Raw genomic sequence first — 16,226 nt, forward strand, 5'->3', positions numbered from 1 at the left:
GTCAGCCCGTGTAGGTCGCGAACAGTTTGGAGAACTGGTACGGGGTCTGCGGGATGTTCGTGCACTTGCTCAAGGCACCGGTGCAGGCGTTCCCGTCGCGGGTGACGTCCCAGAAGCCCAGCTCGCCCAGGTGGTTCTGCTTGGCGAAGGTGAGCACCTGTTGTGCGTCGGCGGCGGTGAACACCTCGCTGGCGGTGTCGTTCTGGCCGAGCATCGGGGTGAGTCCCACCATCGCCCAGGTCTGGGCGGTGGTGAGGTTCGGCCACACCGAGGCGATCTGGGCGCGGGTCGAGGTCGCGGCCTGGATGGCGTAACTGCCCATCTTCCCGGCCGGGCTGGGCGCGGCGCTGTCGCCGTAGTCCATGGCCATCAGGTTGACGGTGTCGACGTTCAGGTTGTGCGACTTGGCGGAGTCGAGGATGTAGACGCCGTCGGCGGTGAGGCCGCTGGGCAGGACCGGGAGTGTGAGGGTGACCTTGAGGTCGCGGCCCTTGGCGCGCTGCGCGGCCTGGACGGCGGCCACGGCCGTCGAGCGCCGGTCGATCGAGGCGTGGTCGACCGCCGCGGCGCCTTCGATGTCGAAGTCCACGCGGTCCAGGGCGTAGGAGTCCACGACCTTCTGGTACTGCGCCTGGAGCGCGGTCGTGCTGGTGCAGGCGAGGGCCAGTTCGGTGCCCGACGCGCCGCCGAAGGACGGCCGTACGTCACCGCCCATCGCGCGCAGGGAGTCGAAATCCGCCCGGTCCCAAGCCGTGCCCGGGTCATAGGAGTTGAACCAGCTGGCCGAGCAGCCGGTCGACCCGGCGGTGATGAAGCCGAGCGAGAACTGCCGCAGCCCGGTGTTCGTGGCGATCTGCGTGAGGTTCGGCGTCGGGTAGGCGCCGAGGTCGACAAAGGGGGCCGCCACGCCGGGAGTTGTGCCGCTGCCCGCGGTCGCGGTGAGTGTCGCGGAGTGCGCCGACTGGTTGTTGGAGTCGTCGAGCGCGGTCACCGAGAAGCTGTGACTGCTGCCGGCGAGCAGGCCGATCACCGTGAACGTGGTGCCGGTGCCGGAGGTGGTGGCGATGACGTCGCTGCCCTCGTAGACCCGGTAGCCGACCACCCCGACGTTGTCGGTCGAGGCGTTCCAGCCCAGCGTGACGCTGCCGGGGCCGGTGGCCCGGACGGCGAGCCCGCTGGGGGTCGAGGGTGCGGAGGTGTCGGCGGGGACGCCGGCGCAGGGGCCGTTGTTGATCAGGCAGGCGCTGGGCTGGACGACCGCGCCGGTGTAGCTGAAGTCCATGCCGACGACGGGCGCGGAGTCACCGGGCGCGAGCGGGGCCTCCCAGGAGGGGGAGGTGATCGTGTACTGCGTCCCGCTGTGGGTGACCGTGCCGTTCCATGAACTGGTGACGGCCTCGGTGGCGGGCAATGTGAAGGTGATGGTCCATGAACTGACCGTGTGGGTGGACCTGTTGGTGACCGTGTAGCCGCCCTCGAATCCGGCACCCCAGGTGGAGGTGATGCCGAAGGAGGCGATCAGACCGGTGTTGTCGGCCGCGTGGGCGGCCGGGGCGGCGGTCGTGGCCAGGCCGCCGGCCATCAGGGCGGCGGTCAATGCGGCGCGCAGCGACGCACGTCTCATGCGGTTGCTCCTCCGTGGGGCGAGGCCGCGCACGGCGTCGCGCCGATACGCGGATTGCGGTGCCCTGCAGGCCCGTCGCACGGTGCGGAGGTGTGGGTGGGGAGGAGCCGTGCGACGTGATCAGGGCGGGGTGAGGCAGGGGAAATCCGTCGAACGGCGAGTCGTGAAGTTAATCGGAAACTTTCCTTACATCTGCCTGCGGTACGAAGCGTGGCCGTCCGCGTCGGCCTGCGTCAAGAGATCTGGGAAAGATTCGGCTAGACCAATTCCGGTCTCGGGGGCGCGAGTTGCCGCGGGTTGTCACCGCAGTCCGCCGTAGGCAGCCATGATCATCTCCATGCCGCGGCTGTCCTCCTGCTGCTCCCGGTCGAGCATCTGGTTCATCACGTAGGCCACCGTCATCCGAGCGTCGGGGTCGCTCGCGACGAGCGAGCCGCCCCATCCGCCCCAACCGAACATCGTGCCGAACTTGCCGAAGCCCACCGTCCAGGACATCGGGGTCCGCAGCACCCGGTCCTCGCCGCGGAACACCTCCTGCCACGCGGGCTCGCAGCCCTGGGGCGACAGCAGCCGCACGCCACCGACGGCACCCCGGTTCGCCAGCACCGACTGGACGAGGGCGACGGACCGGGCGTTGCCGAAGCCGTTCACCGCGGGGATCTGCGCGCGGCGCCAGGCAACGGAGTTGGCATCCCTGACCCGGACCGCGACACCGTCGTGCTCCCGACGTGTGCCGTCCGGCCCGGTCGGTGCGGCGGCGGTGTACTCGTCGGTCAGCGACGGCGGCGGGACGAGCGGTGCGACGCGGCGGTCGTCGGCGGCGGAGAGCCCGATGTGGAAGTCCGCGCCCAGCGGCTTGGCCACTTCCTCCGCGAAGAAATCGCCGAGGGAGCGGCCGGTGACGCGGCGGACGATCTCACCGATCAGGTACCCGAAGGTGAGCCCGTGGTACCCGGCGGCGGTTCCCGGCTCCCACTCGGGGGCCTGCGCGGCCAGCCCCGCCGTCACGCTCTGCCAGTCGTAGAGATCCTCGACCGCCGTCGGCCCGGACAGGTCCGGCAGCCCCGCGGTATGGGACAGCACATGGCGGACCAGCAGACGCTCCTTGCCCGCTACGGCGAACTCGGGCCAGTAGGTGGCGACCGGCGCGGACAGATCGAGCCGGCCCCGGTCGGCCAGGACCAGCGCGCACAAGGCGGTCATGTTCTTGGTCGTCGAGTTCACGCCCGTGAGGGTGTCGCGCTCCCAGCCCACGGTGCGGTCCGCGTCGGCGTACCCGCCCCACAGGTCGACCACCGGTTCGCCGTCGAGGTAGACGGCGACCGAGGCGCCCACATCGTCCTTGTCGAGCGAGGCCGCGAGGGCCGCCTCGACTGCGGCGAACCGCGGTTCGCACAGCCCTTTAACATCAGTCATGTGCGCCAGCCTCAGGCAACGCCGAGGCCACCCGCCCGACAGTTCCCGCACGGCTTCTGTCGGGCGGGGCGCGAAGAAGTCGCCTACACCTGAAGACGGCCCGGTCGTATCGGCAGGAAGGGTACGGACACACGTGCTGGAGCGGCTGAATCAGGCGCTGGACCACCTGGAGGCCCGCCTCGACCGGGAGGTCGACGTGGCCGAGGCGGCCCGGATCGCCGCGGTGTCGGAGTACCACTTCCGGCGGTTGTTCTCCGCCCTCGCCGGGATGCCGCTCCCGGTCTACGTGCGGCGCCGCAGGATGACTCTTGCCGCGGCCGAGGTGCTGGCCGGGGAACGCACGCTGCTCGATGTCGCGGTGCGGTACGGCTACGGCTCGGGCGAGGCGTTCGCCCGGGCGTTCCGGTCGGTGCACGGCATCGGTCCCGGCGAGGCCCGGCGCACGGGCGCACTGCTCACGGCGCAGCCGCGCATGTCCTTCCGCGTCGTCGTCGAAGGGAGTACGGCGATGCGCTACCGGATCGTGGAGAAGGAGGCGTTCCGGATCGTCGGCAGGAAGGCGCGGGTCCCGCTGGTGCACGAGGGGCTCAACGCGGTCGCCGTGGCGCACCTGGAGAGCCTGGACGAGCGGACGATCATACGGATGAAGGAGCTGGCCGACCGGGAACCGGAGGGGATCCTGTCGGCAGCGGTGTATCTGACCGACAGCCGGGAGGAGGGGGCCGAGGCGGACTACTGGATCGGGGTGGCCACCGGCCCGGAGTCGGACATCGAGGAACTCGACGCCCTCGACGTACCGGCCGGGACCTGGGCGGTGTTCGACGACGACGGGCCCTATCCGAGCGCGCTCCAGGCACTGTGGCGGGACGTGTTCACACAGTGGTTCCCCTCCAACCCGTACACGAGCCGGCCAGGTCCGGAACTCCTGCGGACGCGACCCGTGGAGATCGACGCGGAGACCCACTCCCAACTGTGGATCCCGATCGAACGGTCCTGACCTGACCTCACGGCTGGGCGAGCGGCGCCCGGAGCCCTCGTAGACTCTTCCTGCCCCCCAGGGGCGCATCGGGCAACGGCGACCGAGGCGACAGGTTACAGAAACAGGGCGAACCGGACGCATCACGGTCCTGCCCTCTTCCCCCCGCATCCGCACGCAGACCGCAGCCCGTGAAAGGTACTCGCGCCCCATGCCACTGGCCCTGCTGGCCCTCGCCCTCGTCGCGTTCGGTATCGGAACGACCGAGTTCGCCACCATGGGGCTGCTGCCCCAGATCGCCGACGGCGTCGGAGTGTCCGTGCCGCACGCCGGCAACCTCGTCTCCGCCTACGCGCTCGGTGTCGTCGTCGGGGCGCCCGTCCTGACCGGCATCGGCGCACGCATCGCCCACAAACGGCTCCTGCTCCTGCTGTCCGCGATGTTCGTGATCGGCAACGTCGCCTCCGCTCTCGCCCCGAACTTCGGCCTGCTGTTCGCCGCACGGTTCCTGGCGGGCCTGCCCCATGGCGCGCTGTTCGGTGTGGGCGCCGTCGTGGCCTCCCGGCTGGTCGCCCCCGAACGAGCCGGGCGGGCCGTGTCGAGGATGTTCCTCGGGCTCACCATCGCCAACATCGTCGGCGTCCCGGCCGGCACCGCCCTCGGCCAGCACCTCGGCTGGCGGTACGCCTACTGCGGCGTCGCCGTCATCGGCCTGCTCGCGCTGGCAGCGCTGGCCGCCTTCGTCCCCCATCAGCCCCGCGGCAACCAGTCCGGCATCCGGCACGAACTGAAGGCGATGGGCAACCGGCAGGTCGCCCTCGGCCTGGCCACCGCCGTCGTGGGATTCGGCGGATTCTTCGCCGTCTACAGCTATCTGGTGCCGATCCTGACCCATGTGACCGGCCTCGCCGACTCCTCCACCACCTGGGTCCTCGCCCTCTACGGCATCGGCATGACGCTGGGCACACTGATCGCGGGTCCGCTCAGCGACCGGGCCCTGCGCCCGACGTTGTACGGGGGTCTCCTCCTGCTCGGTTCGACGCTGGTGGCGTTCTACTTCACCGTGCACAGCACCGTCCCCGCTCTGGTGACCCTCGTGTTCATGGGCGCGATGGGCGCGCTGGTCACCACGCCCGTGCAGATGCTGCTCATGGCCAAGGCGAAGAATGCCCCGACGATGGCCGCGGCCTCCAACCACTCCGCCTTCAACCTGGCCAACGCGGGTGGCGCCTGGCTCGGCGGCCTGGCCATCTCCGCAGGCTGGGGCTGGGCATCACCGGCCCTGGTCGGAGCGACGCTCGCCGCAGCCGGCCTTGCTCTCGCCCTCCTCGCGGGTCTCACGGACCGTGACACCGGCAGCTCCACACTGATCACCGCCTCCCCGACCCCGGACCCGACCCCGGCAGAGCCCGTGTCGTCGACGTCTCGGACGCGGACCGCCGGCGACGCCTGAGACACACCCCCCTCACCGGCCCGAGCGGAGGCAGGAGGCGGTGGGACCGGCAGGCGGGGGGCGACATCGCTCCCGTTGCTCGGGGCCCCGAACACCGTTCCCGCGGTTCATGGCTTCAGCGCGATCCGGCCGAACACCGTGCCCGCGTCCAACGTGTGGTGGGCCCCTGCTGCCTGGTCCAGCGACAGCCGCAGGGGCCCGGCAACGCCCGAGAGGGCGCCGTGGCGGCAGGTTACGCGGGTGGGGGTGCGAACAGATCCAGAAGCGCCTCCGTGCCGCCTTCGGCGAGCGCGGCACGCTGCCTTGCGGCTCCCGTGCCCTGCTCGAGCAGCCGCTGCACGCCGGCGGACACCCGGTCGACGTCCCCGAGTTCCTTGAGCGCGGGTGTGAGGCGATCGAGCATGGCGCCCACCACCGCGGCTGCCGGGGAGGACGTGCCGGTACGGGGGTCGACCAGATCCCCGCTCAAGCCGTAGCGTGCCGCGTGCCATCCGGAGGCCTGCAGGATTTCGGACGAGGGATCCAGAACCGGCAGATCGCGACGGTCCTCGCTCAGCGCGGTCACCACCAGTGCGCGGGTGAGCCCGGCGAGGGTGACCGCACTGTCGACCTCCAACTGGACATCCGGTGCGCGTACCTCCAGCGTCGGGTAATTGTCGGACAGCCGGGCATGCCAGTACAACTGGCCACGGTCGGATACGACGCCGGTGGCCAGCAGAGCGGTCACCTGCTCCTCGTAGTGCGCGGCGCCGGTGAAGAAGGGCGGCGAGCCGCTGATCGGCCAGCGGCCGAAGACCACGGTGCGCCAGCTCGCGAAACCGGTGTCCCGCCCTTCCCAGAACGGGGAGTTGGCGCCCAGGGCCACCAGTGTCGGCAGCCAGGGTCTCAGCCGGCCCAGCGCGGCGGCACCGGCCTGGCGGTCCGGCACGGCGACATGGACGTGCATGCCGCAGATCAGCTGCTCGTCGACCAGCCGCGCGGCCTCGGCCCGCATGGCCTGGTAGCGCTGCTGCGCGGTGACAGGCACCGTCGAGGCACCGGCCAGCGGCGCGCCGCCGGTCGCCGCGAGCCGGCAGTTCGCGCTGCGAGCGGCGCCGCCCACCGCGCGCCGGAACCGGGTGAGGTGCGCGGCGACCTCCGCGAGGTCGGAACACACCGGCGTGGCGACCTCCACCTGCGCCTGGAGCAGTTCGGTGTCGATGTCCTCCCTCCGCACCCCGGGCTCGCGCCCCGCTGCGGCACGGACATCGCCGACGCGCGGCGCGGGCAGCCCCGTCTCACGATCGAGCAGCAGGAACTCTTCTTCGACGCCGAGCGTCACACCTGTCGTCATAGTGGTGGAGTGCCCCCGATCTGCGCTTCCACGACAGAATCGTGTTTCTGGTGGCCCTGGCGCCGCCGGCCGGCCCGCCGGTCGGTGCGCATCGGCATCGCGAAAACATCTCCACAGCTCTGGCGGGAACTGCCGGTGCGCTTCGTCTGACATCGTTGTCGCATGTCATCCGCGCGATGACAGGCAAGTGGTCATCTGAACGATGACCCTCGGGGAGTCGAAGTTGCAGGCGACCTGATTCGAGTGCGGGGCCGACGCGCCACACCGGCCCCTCCGGGGAGCCGCGGTCAGCGCCGCCCGCCCAGGATGATCTTCCAGACGCGTGTTGCCACCTGCAGATTGAGCCGGGTGTCCACATCCGCCAGGTCGCGGTCGCTGATCTCACGGATGCGCTGCAGCCGGTAGCGCAGGGTGCTGCGGTGGACCGTCAGGGCGGCGGCCGCGTCGTCGTAGTTGCCTCCGCAGTCGAAGTAGCGCGAGAGCGTCTCCACCAACTCCGTGTCGTGTCCCGCGTCGTAGTCGATCAGCCGGCCGAGCCACTCCCGCACGAAGCCTTCGAGCTCCCGGAGAGAGTTGCCGGGCCCCAGGATCCGGTACAGCCCGAGCTCGTCGAAGAATGTCGTCCCGCTGCGCTGACGGGAGTTCTGCCGTACCTCCAGAGCCCGCAGTGCCTCCTGATGGCAGCGGGGAACGGCGCTCGGGGAGTCGCAGGGGGTGCTCACCCCGATCGCCCCGTCGGGCGTCCCCAGCTCCTGGGCCAGGGCCGCGTGCACGGCACTGTCGTCGGGCCTCGCTTCGGTCAGCAGGATCACGCGGTCGCCGCGACGGGTGATCAGCGGGCGGGTCGCCGGGGCGGCCGTGTTCTGCTCGACGGCACGGGTGAAGGAGTCGTCCGGGGCATCGCCCGGCCACTGCACCACGACCACGTAATGGGTACGGTGCAGGTCGTGGCCGACGGCTTCGGCCCGGGCGTAGGCACTCTTCTCGTCAGTGCCCTCCAACAGGTCGTCGATCAGCCGGCGGCGAAGCCGTTGTCCGACCTCGGTGAGTTCGCGTGTATGCATGAGCTCCTGGGCGAGCAACTGCTGGGCGTGATCCAGGGCGAACACGGTGTGCTCGTCGGCCGTCGCCCCGGGGTCCTCGAGGGCGAGTACGCCGAGGAGTTCGCCGCGCGGCCGCGCCAGGGCGATCAGCCGGCCCTTGACCTTGACGGGACCCGCCTCGTGCGCGATCTGCCGCAGCATCTCGTCCTGGTGGCTCGAGGAGCGCACCGGATAGGGGTCGGGCCGGTCGGGACCGGCCCAGGACCTCAGGTTGCCGAACCGGTCCTCGATGAGTGCCGACAGCCCGGTGAGTTCGTACAGCGCTTCGGTGATGGCGTCCTCGCCGCCACCTCGGGCAGCGACACGGGCGAGCGTCTCGTGCACGGTCTCGTGCAGGTGCAGCTCGGAGCGCATCGTGTCCAACTGCCTCAGCGCGGTGTCCCGTTCCGCGCGGAGCCGACTCGGTTCGCCGTCGTTGTCATGGTGCGCGGGGCGCGTGGCCGCCATCGACAGTGCCGCCGAGGTGAGACCCGCGAGGGTCGAGAGGAGGAAGTGCCCCTGCTCGTCGGGCTCCGAGGCGGAGGAGACCACGAGGTAGCCGAGCAGACCGCCGGCCCCGCGCAGGCCGAACGCCCAGTTCCAGGACCGCTCCGGAAGGGATACGGAGCCGTCGGCCGCGCCCAGCTCCTGCATCCGTGCGTCGTCGACCGTCGACGCTCCCGCGTCGGGGCCGGGGACGCGCGACAGACCGTCGCCCGTCGCGAGGTATCCGGCCTCGGCGTGGTAGGGACCAAGGGCACTGACGTGCCGCATCGCCGACCGCACGATCTCACCCTGCTCCGCGCAGGAGAACAGGGCGTGGGACAGCACCAGCAGCCCGTGCGGATCCAGCGCCGCGAGTGGACGGGGGTCGTGGCGTCCGGTGCCCGCGGTGTCGCTCGGGTGGTGGGTCACTTCCTGGGCGGAGGAGTGGGAGGACAGCCTTCGTGCCGGGTGGCGGTCCATTGATCACTCCGTTCTCCTCCGGCAGTCGGAGGCGATCGAGTAAATCGTGGAATCCGTACATGGGCGAGGCCCGAGTACCCAGCTCGGGCAAGGACACCGGACTCCTCCGAATTCGGTCTTGTTCTCGTGGACCGATCGACCGCGTCGAATTCCGACCTGCCGGGGTCAGGCGGGGCGGGCTCCTCACTTGCCACTGTGGGCTTGTCAGGGATCGTCGGGCGCACTGGTGGCTGCGGCACAGAGGGCCGGCTGATGAACGAACGGGCCCGAAGGAGCACCGTCCGGGACCGGTCGAGCAGGTGACCGGCCGCATGAGACGTGGCAGGGCCACGCTGAACGGCGGGACCGGCACCGGCACACACAGCGCGGCTTTCAACAGCAGCCGCCCGCGGAGCGGTCGCGCGGCCACCTGGGCCAGTGCGGAAGATCAGGCGCTGCTCCGAGGGCCGAGGGGGCCGCCCGTCGCGGAAGGAGTTCCTCATGGCCAAGGCAGTAGGCATCGACCTGGGCACCACGAACTCGGTGATCGCCGTCTGGGAGGGCGGCGAGCCGACGGTCGTCCCCAACAGCGAGGGCAACCGCACGACGCCGTCCGTGGTGGCCTTCACCGACACCGGCGAGCGCCTGGTGGGCCAGCTGGCCCGCCGGCAGGCGATCCTCAACCCCAAGGGCACCATCTACTCGGCCAAGCGGTTCATCGGCCGGCACTTCGACGAGATCTCCGAAGAGGCCAAGGCCGTCACGTACGACGTGGTCGAGGGGGACGGCGGCGCCGCCCGCTTCAAAGTGCGCGACAAGCTCTACGCTCCCGAGGAGATCAGCGCGCAGGTGCTGCGCAAGCTCGCCGACGACGCCTCCAAGCAACTGGGCGAGCGGGTCACGGAGGCGGTCATCACCGTGCCCGCCTACTTCAACGACGCCCAGCGCACCGCCACCAAGGACGCCGGACGGATCGCCGGCCTGGAAGTGCTGCGGATCATCAACGAGCCGACCGCGGCCGCTCTCGCCTACGGCATGGAGAAGAAGGAGCACGAGACCGTGCTCGTCTTCGACCTGGGCGGCGGCACCTTCGACGTCAGCGTCCTCGACGTCGGCGACGGCGTGGTGGAGGTGCGGTCCACAGCCGGCGACACCCATCTGGGCGGCGACGACTTCGACCGCCGGCTGGTCGACCAGCTCGCCGACGGCTTCCAGAAGGAGAACGGCATCGACCTGCGCAAGGACCCGCAGGCGCTGCAACGGCTGTTCGAGGCCTCCGAGAAGGCCAAGACGGAGCTCAGCTCGGTGACCCAGACGCAGGTCAGCCTGCCGTTCATCACCGCCGACGCCTCCGGGCCCAAGCACCTGACCACGACGATCATGCGGTCCACGTTCGAGCAGATCACCGGCGACCTGGTGGAGCGCTGCCTGGGTCCGGTGCGGCAGGCCATGGACGACGCCAAGGTCAGTGACAACGACATCGACGAGGTCATCCTCGTCGGCGGCTCCACCCGCATTCCCGCGGTCCAGGCGCTGGTGCGGAGGCTGACCGGCGGCAAGGACCCCAACATGAGCGTCAACCCCGACGAGGTCGTGGCGATGGGCGCCGCGATCCAGGCCGGGGTCCTCAAGGGCGAGGTCAAGGACGTCCTGCTGCTCGATGTCACCCCGTTGTCGCTGGGCGTGGAGACACGCGGTGGTGTGATGACGAAGATCATCGAGCGGAACACCACCATCCCGGTGCGCCGCACCGAGACCTTCTCCACCGCCGAGGACAACCAGCCCGCCGTCGATGTCGTCGTCCTGCAGGGGGAACGGGAGAGGGCCGCCGACAACCGCGTCCTGGGCCGCTTCCAGCTCACCGACATCCGCCCCGCGCCGCGCGGCGAGGCACAGGTCGAGGTCACCTTCGACGTCGACGCCAACGGCATCCTCAACGTCACCGCGCGCGACAAGGACACCGGCAAGGAGCAGGGCATCACCATCAGCGAGAGCTCCAACCTCGACCGCGGCGAGGTCGAGCGGATGGTCCAGGAGGCCGACCGCAACCGCGACCAGGACCAGGCCCTGCGCGAGGCGGTCGACGCCCGCAACGAACTGGACGCCGTCGCCTACCAGGTCGAAAAGCGCCTCGGCGAGCTCGGCGACACCGCGCCCGCCCATGAGAAGGCCCGCGCCGAGATGCTGGTGACCGAGGCCCGCGAGGCGGTCAAGGACGAGGCCGGGGTGGACAAGGTCCGGCCGCTGACATCCGAACTCCAGCAGGTCTTCGCGGGGCTCGCGGCCCACCAGGCGGGATCTGCCGAGGGCGGTCCGGCAGGCTCCGGCGCACCGGACGGATCCGGTGCCGGCGGCTCCGCGCCGGGCGGTGCCGGGGGCGACGACGACGTGATCGACGCCGAGTTCGACAAGGGCTGAGGTGTCCGCCATGCCCATCCCACCCCGGGGCCCAGCGCCCGACCCGCCGCCGGAAGGCGCCGTACAGCCGCCGCGCGGGGACCTTGAGCAGCCTGGACCGCCGACCGAGGAGGCCGAGCCAGGGCCCGACGACGCAACCGGCGCCGCCGCACCCGACGACGCGTACGCGGCCGCATTGCGAGAGGCCGAGGACCGCTGGCGCCGCGCCCTGGCCGACCTCGACAATCTGCGCAAACGCCACGTCAGGGAACTGGCGCGGGAGGGCGCCGCCGAACGCGCCCGTACGGCTGCGGCCTTCCTGCCCGTCATCGACAACCTGGAACTCGCCCTGAGCCACGCGACCGCCGACCCCGGTGCCATCGTCGAAGGCGTCCGCGCCGTACGCGACCAGGCCGTGAACGTCCTGGAGCGGCTGGGCTACCCGCGCCACGCGGAGATCGGCGCGCCGTTCGACCCGGCCCGGCACGAGGTGGTCGGCGTGGTCCAGGATCCCGACGCGGATCCGAACACCGTGGTCCAGGTGCTGCGACCCGGCTACGGGGAGGCCGAGCGGCAGCTGCGGCCGGCCGCCGTGACCGTAGCCAAGCGGGAGTGAGCGGCCATGGCACGCGACTTCTACGAGGTGCTCGGTGTCTCGCGCACCGCCGACCGCGACGAGATCCAGCGGGCCTATCGCACCCTGGCCCGCAAGTACCACCCCGACGTCAACAAGGACCCCCAGGCGGAGGAGCGGTTCAAGGAGATCAACGAGGCCTTCAGCGTCCTGTCCGATCCGGAGCAGCGAGCCCGGTACGACCGTTTCGGTGAGGACTTCCGGCAGGTGCCGGAGGACTGGGAGGAGCGGGTCGCCGCCGGCGCCGGAGCCGGAAACGGCTCCCGTCGGCCCACCGGCGGCGGTCCGCGGGTGCGGTACTCGACGGCGGGCTTCGGGGGCGAGGGGGTCGACGTCGAGGATCTGTTCGGCTCGCTGTTCGGCGGTGCGGGGCGCATGCGCGTGCCCGGCGCCGACCAGGAGGCCGAACTGCCGCTCACCGTCGAGGAGGCCTATCGGGGCGGACGCCGTACGGTCACCCTCGCCGGGCCGGACGGGCAGCGGCGCTACCAGGTCGACGTACCGCCCGGCACCATCGACGGGCAGCGCATCCGGCTTGCTGGGGAGGGCGGACGCGGGAGCGCCGGCGACGCTCCCGCCGGGGACCTGTACCTGCGGGTGCGGATCCAGCCGCACCCCGAGTTCCGCCTCGACGGCCGGGACGTCCACGTGCGGCTTCCGGTCACCCCGTGGGAGGCGGCGCTGGGCGCGACCGTGCCGGTGCGCACGCCGGGCGGTGACACGGCGAAGGTGACCGTGCCCGCCGGGTCCTCCAGCGGACGGCGCCTGCGGCTGCGCGGCGAGGGCATGCCGGGCCCGCGCGGCGCGGACGGAGACCTGTACGCGGAGCTGCGGATCATGGTGCCGCCCCGGCTGAGCGACCGGGAGCGCGAGCTGCTGGAGGAACTTGCCGCCGTCTCGTCGTTCGACCCCAGGAGGACCTGATGACCGACCGACCGGCCGAGGCCCGCCCGTCCCGCGCACACACGCACGAAGTGGGCGCGCGGTACGCGATCGTGCCCGTGCCCCTGCTCTCCCTGGAGACCGCGGCCCGTCGCTCGGGCCTCCATCCCGACCTGATCCGTCGGTTCGTCGCCCTCGGACTGGTGGACGCCGGCCGTGACGCCTCCGGACGGCTGGTGTTCACCCCCGCGGCCCCGGCCGCCCTGGCCCGTGTCCAACGCCTGCGCACCGGGCTGTGCCTGAACTACGCATCCCTCGGTCTGGTGCTCGATCTGCTCGACCGCATCAGCCTGCTCGAAGCCGCGCTGCGGCGTGCGGGCATGAGGAGTGATCTACCACCATGGACATGAACCGCCTGACCCAGAAGTCACAGGAAGCCCTGCAGGAGGCCCAGAGCGCCGCCGGCAGCCTCGGCCATACCGAGGTCGACGGTGAACACCTGCTGCTCGCCCTCCTCGACCAGGAGGAGGGCCTGATCCCGCGACTGCTGCAGCAGGCGGGCACCGAGCCCGAGGAGCTGCGCGCGGCCGTACGCGAGGAACTCTCCCGCCGGCCCAAGGTGACCGGCCCCGGCGCGGCGCCGGGCCAGGTCTTCGTCACCCAGCGCCTGGCCCGGCTGCTGGACGCGGCGGAGCGGGAGGCCAAACGCCTCAAGGACGAGTACGTGTCCGTGGAACACCTGCTGCTGGCGCTGACCGCGGAAGGCTCGGCGACCGCCGCCGGGCGCCTGCTGAAGAAGCACGGCGTGACCCAGGACTCCTTCCTCGCCGCGCTCACCCAGGTCCGCGGCAACCAGCGCGTGACCTCCGCCAATCCCGAGGTGGCCTACGAGGCCCTGGAGAAGTACGGCCGCGACCTGGTCCTCGAAGCCCGGTCCGGGCGGCTGGACCCGGTCATCGGCCGGGACGCCGAGATCCGCCGTGTCACCCAGATCCTCAGCCGAAAGACCAAGAACAACCCGGTCCTGATCGGCGACCCCGGCGTCGGCAAGACCGCCATCGTCGAGGGCCTCGCCCAGCGCATCGTCCGCGGCGACGTGCCCGAAGGACTCCGCGACAAGATCGTGTTCGCCCTCGACATGGGCTCCCTGGTCGCCGGCGCCAAGTACCGCGGCGAGTTCGAGGAACGCCTCAAGGCCGTACTGTCCGAGGTGAAGGCCGCCCAGGGGAGCATCCTGCTCTTCGTCGACGAACTGCACACCGTCGTCGGCGCGGGCGCCGCCGAAGGGGCGATGGACGCGGGCAACATGCTCAAGCCCATGCTCGCCCGCGGCGAACTCCACATGATCGGCGCCACCACCCTCGACGAGTACCGCAAGCACATCGAGAAGGACGCCGCCCTCGAACGCCGCTTCCAGCAGGTCGTGGTCGACGAACCCAGCGTGGAGGACACCGTCTCCATCCTGCGCGGACTGCGCGAACGCCTTGAGGTCTTCCACGGTGTCAAGATCCAGGACACCTCGCTGGTGGCGGCGGCGACGCTCTCCCACCGCTACATCACCGACCGTTTCCTGCCCGACAAGGCCATCGACCTCGTCGACGAGGCCTGCGCCCGGCTGCGTACGGAGATCGACTCCATGCCCGCCGAACTCGACGAGATCACCCGCCGGGTGACCCGCCTGGAGATCGAGGACGCGGCCCTGTCCAAGGAGACCGACCCCGCCAGCAGAACCCGCCTGGAGGAACTGCGCAGGGAGTTGGCGGACCTGCGCGGCGAGGCCGACGCCAAACACGCCCAGTGGGAGGCCGAACGGCAGGCGATCCGCCGCGTGCAGGAGCTGCGCCAGGAACTGGAGCAGGTCCGCCACGAGGCGGAGGAGGCCGAACGCGCCTACGACCTCAACCGCGCGGCCGAACTCCGCTACGGCCGTCTCCAGGACCTGGAGCGCCGACTCGCCGCGGAGGAGGAGCAACTGGCGGCCAAACAGGGGCAGAACCGGCTGCTGCGCGAGGTCGTCACCGAGGAGGAGATCGCCGAGATCGTTGCCGCCTGGACCGGCATCCCCGTCTCCCGCCTCCAGGAGGGCGAACGCGAGAAACTGCTGCGCCTCGACGACATCCTGCGCGAGCGTGTCATCGGTCAGGACGAGGCCGTCAAACTCGTCACCGACGCCATCATCCGCGCCCGCTCCGGCATCCGCGACCCGCGCCGTCCCATCGGCTCGTTCATCTTCCTCGGCCCCACCGGCGTCGGGAAGACCGAGCTGGCCAAGACCCTCGCACGGACCCTGTTCGACTCCGAGGAGAACATGGTCCGCCTCGACATGAGCGAGTACCAGGAGCGGCACACCGTCAGCCGGCTGATGGGCGCACCCCCCGGATACGTCGGCTACGAGGAAGGCGGCCAGCTCACCGAGGCCGTACGCCGCAAGCCGTACTCGGTCGTGCTGTTCGACGAGGTGGAGAAGGCGCACACCGATGTGTTCAACACCCTGCTGCAGATCCTCGACGACGGCCGAATCACCGACTCCCAGGGCCGCACCGTCGACTTCCGCAACACCGTGATCATCATGACGTCCAACATCGGTTCCGAGCACCTCCTCGACGGCGCCACCGCCGAGGGCGACATCAAGCCCGACGCCCGCGCCCTGGTGATGGGGGAGCTGCGCGGGCACTTCCGCCCGGAGTTCCTCAACCGCGTCGACGACATCGTGCTGTTCAAGCCGCTCGGCGAGCGGCAGATCGAGCGGATCGTGGAACTGCAGTTCGACGAGCTGCGGCAGCGGCTCGCCGAGCGCCGCATCACCGTCGAACTCACCGATGCCGCTAGGGAGTTGATCGCCCACCAGGGCTACGACCCGGTGTACGGGGCCCGGCCGCTGCGGCGCTACATCTCCCACGAGGTCGAGACACTGGTGGGACGAGCCCTGCTGCGCGGCGACGTCCAGGACGGCGCGACGGTGCGCGTCGACGCCGAGCACGGCGAACTGGTGGTCACCTACGAGCAGCCCGAGGACGTGAAGGGAGCGCGGGCGGCATGAGTACCGTGCACGCCACCAACGTGACCTGCCCGCACTGCGGGCGTACCAACCGGATACCGGTGGCCGCCGAGGGCCGCCCCAGGTGCGGCAACTGCAAGCAGCCGCTGCCGTGGATGGCCGACGCGGGCGACGACGACTTCACCGAGGTCGTCGAGCAGGCCACCGTACCCGTTGTCGTCGACCTGTGGGCCACCTGGTGCGGCCCCTGCCGCATGGTGAGCCCCGCCCTGGAGAAGGTCGCCGCCGAACTCGCGGGAACGATCAAGCTGGTCAAGGTCGACATCGACAAGAACCCGCTGCTGGCGCGGCGGTTCGAGGTGCAGGCGGTACCCACACTGCTCGTCCTGGACAAAGGGAGGACCATCGCCCGCCAGGCGGGAGCGGCGCCCGCCCCCGCTCTGCGCCGGTGGGTGGAACAGTCGATCACGGCCCGGAAAGAGTGAT

12 protein-coding genes are annotated in these 16,226 nt (G+C 70.9%); 8 read left to right on the top strand and 4 right to left on the bottom strand.

The window, feature by feature from the left end:
• Position 1: 1 nt before the first annotated feature.
• Together JHN45_RS13370 and JHN45_RS13375 are read right to left on the bottom strand one after the other, a co-directional pair.
• Positions 2-1,624: a cellulose binding domain-containing protein gene (locus JHN45_RS13370; protein ID WP_200709532.1), complete on the bottom strand. Its 1,623-nt coding sequence runs from the start codon at positions 1,622-1,624 to the stop codon at positions 2-4.
• A 300-nt stretch (positions 1,625-1,924) separates the two neighbouring features.
• Positions 1,925-3,040, bottom strand: coding sequence for a serine hydrolase domain-containing protein (locus JHN45_RS13375; RefSeq protein ID WP_200709531.1), 1,116 nt, complete (start codon positions 3,038-3,040; stop codon positions 1,925-1,927).
• Between the two features lie 133 nt (positions 3,041-3,173).
• On the opposite strand from JHN45_RS13375, the gene JHN45_RS13380 reads away from it, so the two are divergent.
• Positions 3,174-4,037, top strand: coding sequence for an AraC family transcriptional regulator (locus JHN45_RS13380; protein ID WP_200709530.1), 864 nt, complete (start codon positions 3,174-3,176; stop codon positions 4,035-4,037).
• 190 nt (positions 4,038-4,227) lie between these two features.
• Complete coding sequence (locus JHN45_RS13385) at positions 4,228-5,469, top strand: MFS transporter (protein ID WP_200709529.1); 1,242 nt, start codon at positions 4,228-4,230, stop codon at positions 5,467-5,469.
• Between the two features lie 232 nt (positions 5,470-5,701).
• Here the strand turns inward: JHN45_RS13385 and JHN45_RS13390 are convergent, their stop codons facing one another.
• Together JHN45_RS13390 and JHN45_RS13395 are read right to left on the bottom strand one after the other, a co-directional pair.
• The gene (locus JHN45_RS13390) at positions 5,702-6,802 is read right to left on the bottom strand and encodes a glutamate--cysteine ligase (protein WP_200709528.1); all 1,101 of its coding nucleotides are present in this window, start codon (positions 6,800-6,802) and stop codon (positions 5,702-5,704) included.
• 287 nt (positions 6,803-7,089) lie between these two features.
• Positions 7,090-8,850 (bottom strand): CdaR family transcriptional regulator, encoded by a 1,761-nt coding sequence (locus JHN45_RS13395; RefSeq protein ID WP_234467673.1) that lies wholly within the window; start codon positions 8,848-8,850, stop codon positions 7,090-7,092.
• Positions 8,851-9,330: 480 nt separating this feature from the next.
• Here JHN45_RS13395 and dnaK point away from each other — a divergent pair, with 480 nt between their 5' ends.
• Genes dnaK through trxA form a run of 6 tightly spaced genes read left to right on the top strand, consistent with a single transcriptional unit; the run spans position 9,331 to position 16,225 of the window.
• Complete coding sequence (dnaK, locus tag JHN45_RS13400; RefSeq protein WP_200709527.1) at positions 9,331-11,247, top strand: molecular chaperone DnaK; 1,917 nt, start codon at positions 9,331-9,333, stop codon at positions 11,245-11,247.
• 10 nt (positions 11,248-11,257) lie between these two features.
• Entirely contained in the window at positions 11,258-11,842 is a 585-nt protein-coding gene (locus JHN45_RS13405; RefSeq protein WP_200709526.1) for a nucleotide exchange factor GrpE, read from the top strand.
• A 6-nt stretch (positions 11,843-11,848) separates the two neighbouring features.
• Positions 11,849-12,784 carry a DnaJ C-terminal domain-containing protein gene (locus JHN45_RS13410; protein WP_200709525.1) on the top strand — a complete coding sequence of 312 codons (936 nt, stop codon included), beginning with the start codon at positions 11,849-11,851 and terminating at the stop codon, positions 12,782-12,784.
• Positions 12,784-13,152 (top strand): chaperone modulator CbpM, encoded by a 369-nt coding sequence (locus JHN45_RS13415; RefSeq protein ID WP_200709524.1) that lies wholly within the window; start codon positions 12,784-12,786, stop codon positions 13,150-13,152. Before JHN45_RS13410 ends, JHN45_RS13415 begins: the two co-directional genes overlap by 1 nt.
• Positions 13,143-15,782 carry an ATP-dependent chaperone ClpB gene (clpB, locus tag JHN45_RS13420; protein WP_200709523.1) on the top strand — a complete coding sequence of 880 codons (2,640 nt, stop codon included), beginning with the start codon at positions 13,143-13,145 and terminating at the stop codon, positions 15,780-15,782. Before JHN45_RS13415 ends, clpB begins: the two co-directional genes overlap by 10 nt.
• Positions 15,779-16,225: a thioredoxin gene (trxA, locus tag JHN45_RS13425; RefSeq protein ID WP_200709522.1), complete on the top strand. Its 447-nt coding sequence runs from the start codon at positions 15,779-15,781 to the stop codon at positions 16,223-16,225. The genes clpB and trxA overlap by 4 nt, the downstream gene beginning before the upstream one ends.
• Position 16,226 lies beyond the last annotated feature (1 nt).

The sequence above is a fragment of the Streptomyces sp. MBT53 genome (assembly GCF_016654115.1).
Taxonomy (GTDB): domain Bacteria; phylum Actinomycetota; class Actinomycetes; order Streptomycetales; family Streptomycetaceae; genus Streptomyces.

Bases quoted from the DNA above. Each gene is read 5' to 3' on its own strand.
- JHN45_RS13405 (WP_200709526.1), top strand. From the start codon at position 11,258: ATGCCCATCCCACCCCGGGGCCCAGCGCCCGACCCGCCGCCGGAAGGC.
- JHN45_RS13395 (WP_234467673.1), bottom strand. From the start codon at position 8,850: ATGGACCGCCACCCGGCACGAAGGCTGTCCTCCCACTCCTCCGCCCAG.
- JHN45_RS13390 (WP_200709528.1), bottom strand. From the start codon at position 6,802: ATGACGACAGGTGTGACGCTCGGCGTCGAAGAAGAGTTCCTGCTGCTC.
- JHN45_RS13415 (WP_200709524.1), top strand. From the start codon at position 12,784: ATGACCGACCGACCGGCCGAGGCCCGCCCGTCCCGCGCACACACGCAC.
- trxA (WP_200709522.1), top strand. From the start codon at position 15,779: ATGAGTACCGTGCACGCCACCAACGTGACCTGCCCGCACTGCGGGCGT.
- clpB (WP_200709523.1), top strand. From the start codon at position 13,143: ATGGACATGAACCGCCTGACCCAGAAGTCACAGGAAGCCCTGCAGGAG.
- dnaK (WP_200709527.1), top strand. From the start codon at position 9,331: ATGGCCAAGGCAGTAGGCATCGACCTGGGCACCACGAACTCGGTGATC.
- JHN45_RS13370 (WP_200709532.1), bottom strand. From the start codon at position 1,624: ATGAGACGTGCGTCGCTGCGCGCCGCATTGACCGCCGCCCTGATGGCC.
- JHN45_RS13410 (WP_200709525.1), top strand. From the start codon at position 11,849: ATGGCACGCGACTTCTACGAGGTGCTCGGTGTCTCGCGCACCGCCGAC.
- JHN45_RS13385 (WP_200709529.1), top strand. From the start codon at position 4,228: ATGCCACTGGCCCTGCTGGCCCTCGCCCTCGTCGCGTTCGGTATCGGA.
- JHN45_RS13375 (WP_200709531.1), bottom strand. From the start codon at position 3,040: ATGACTGATGTTAAAGGGCTGTGCGAACCGCGGTTCGCCGCAGTCGAG.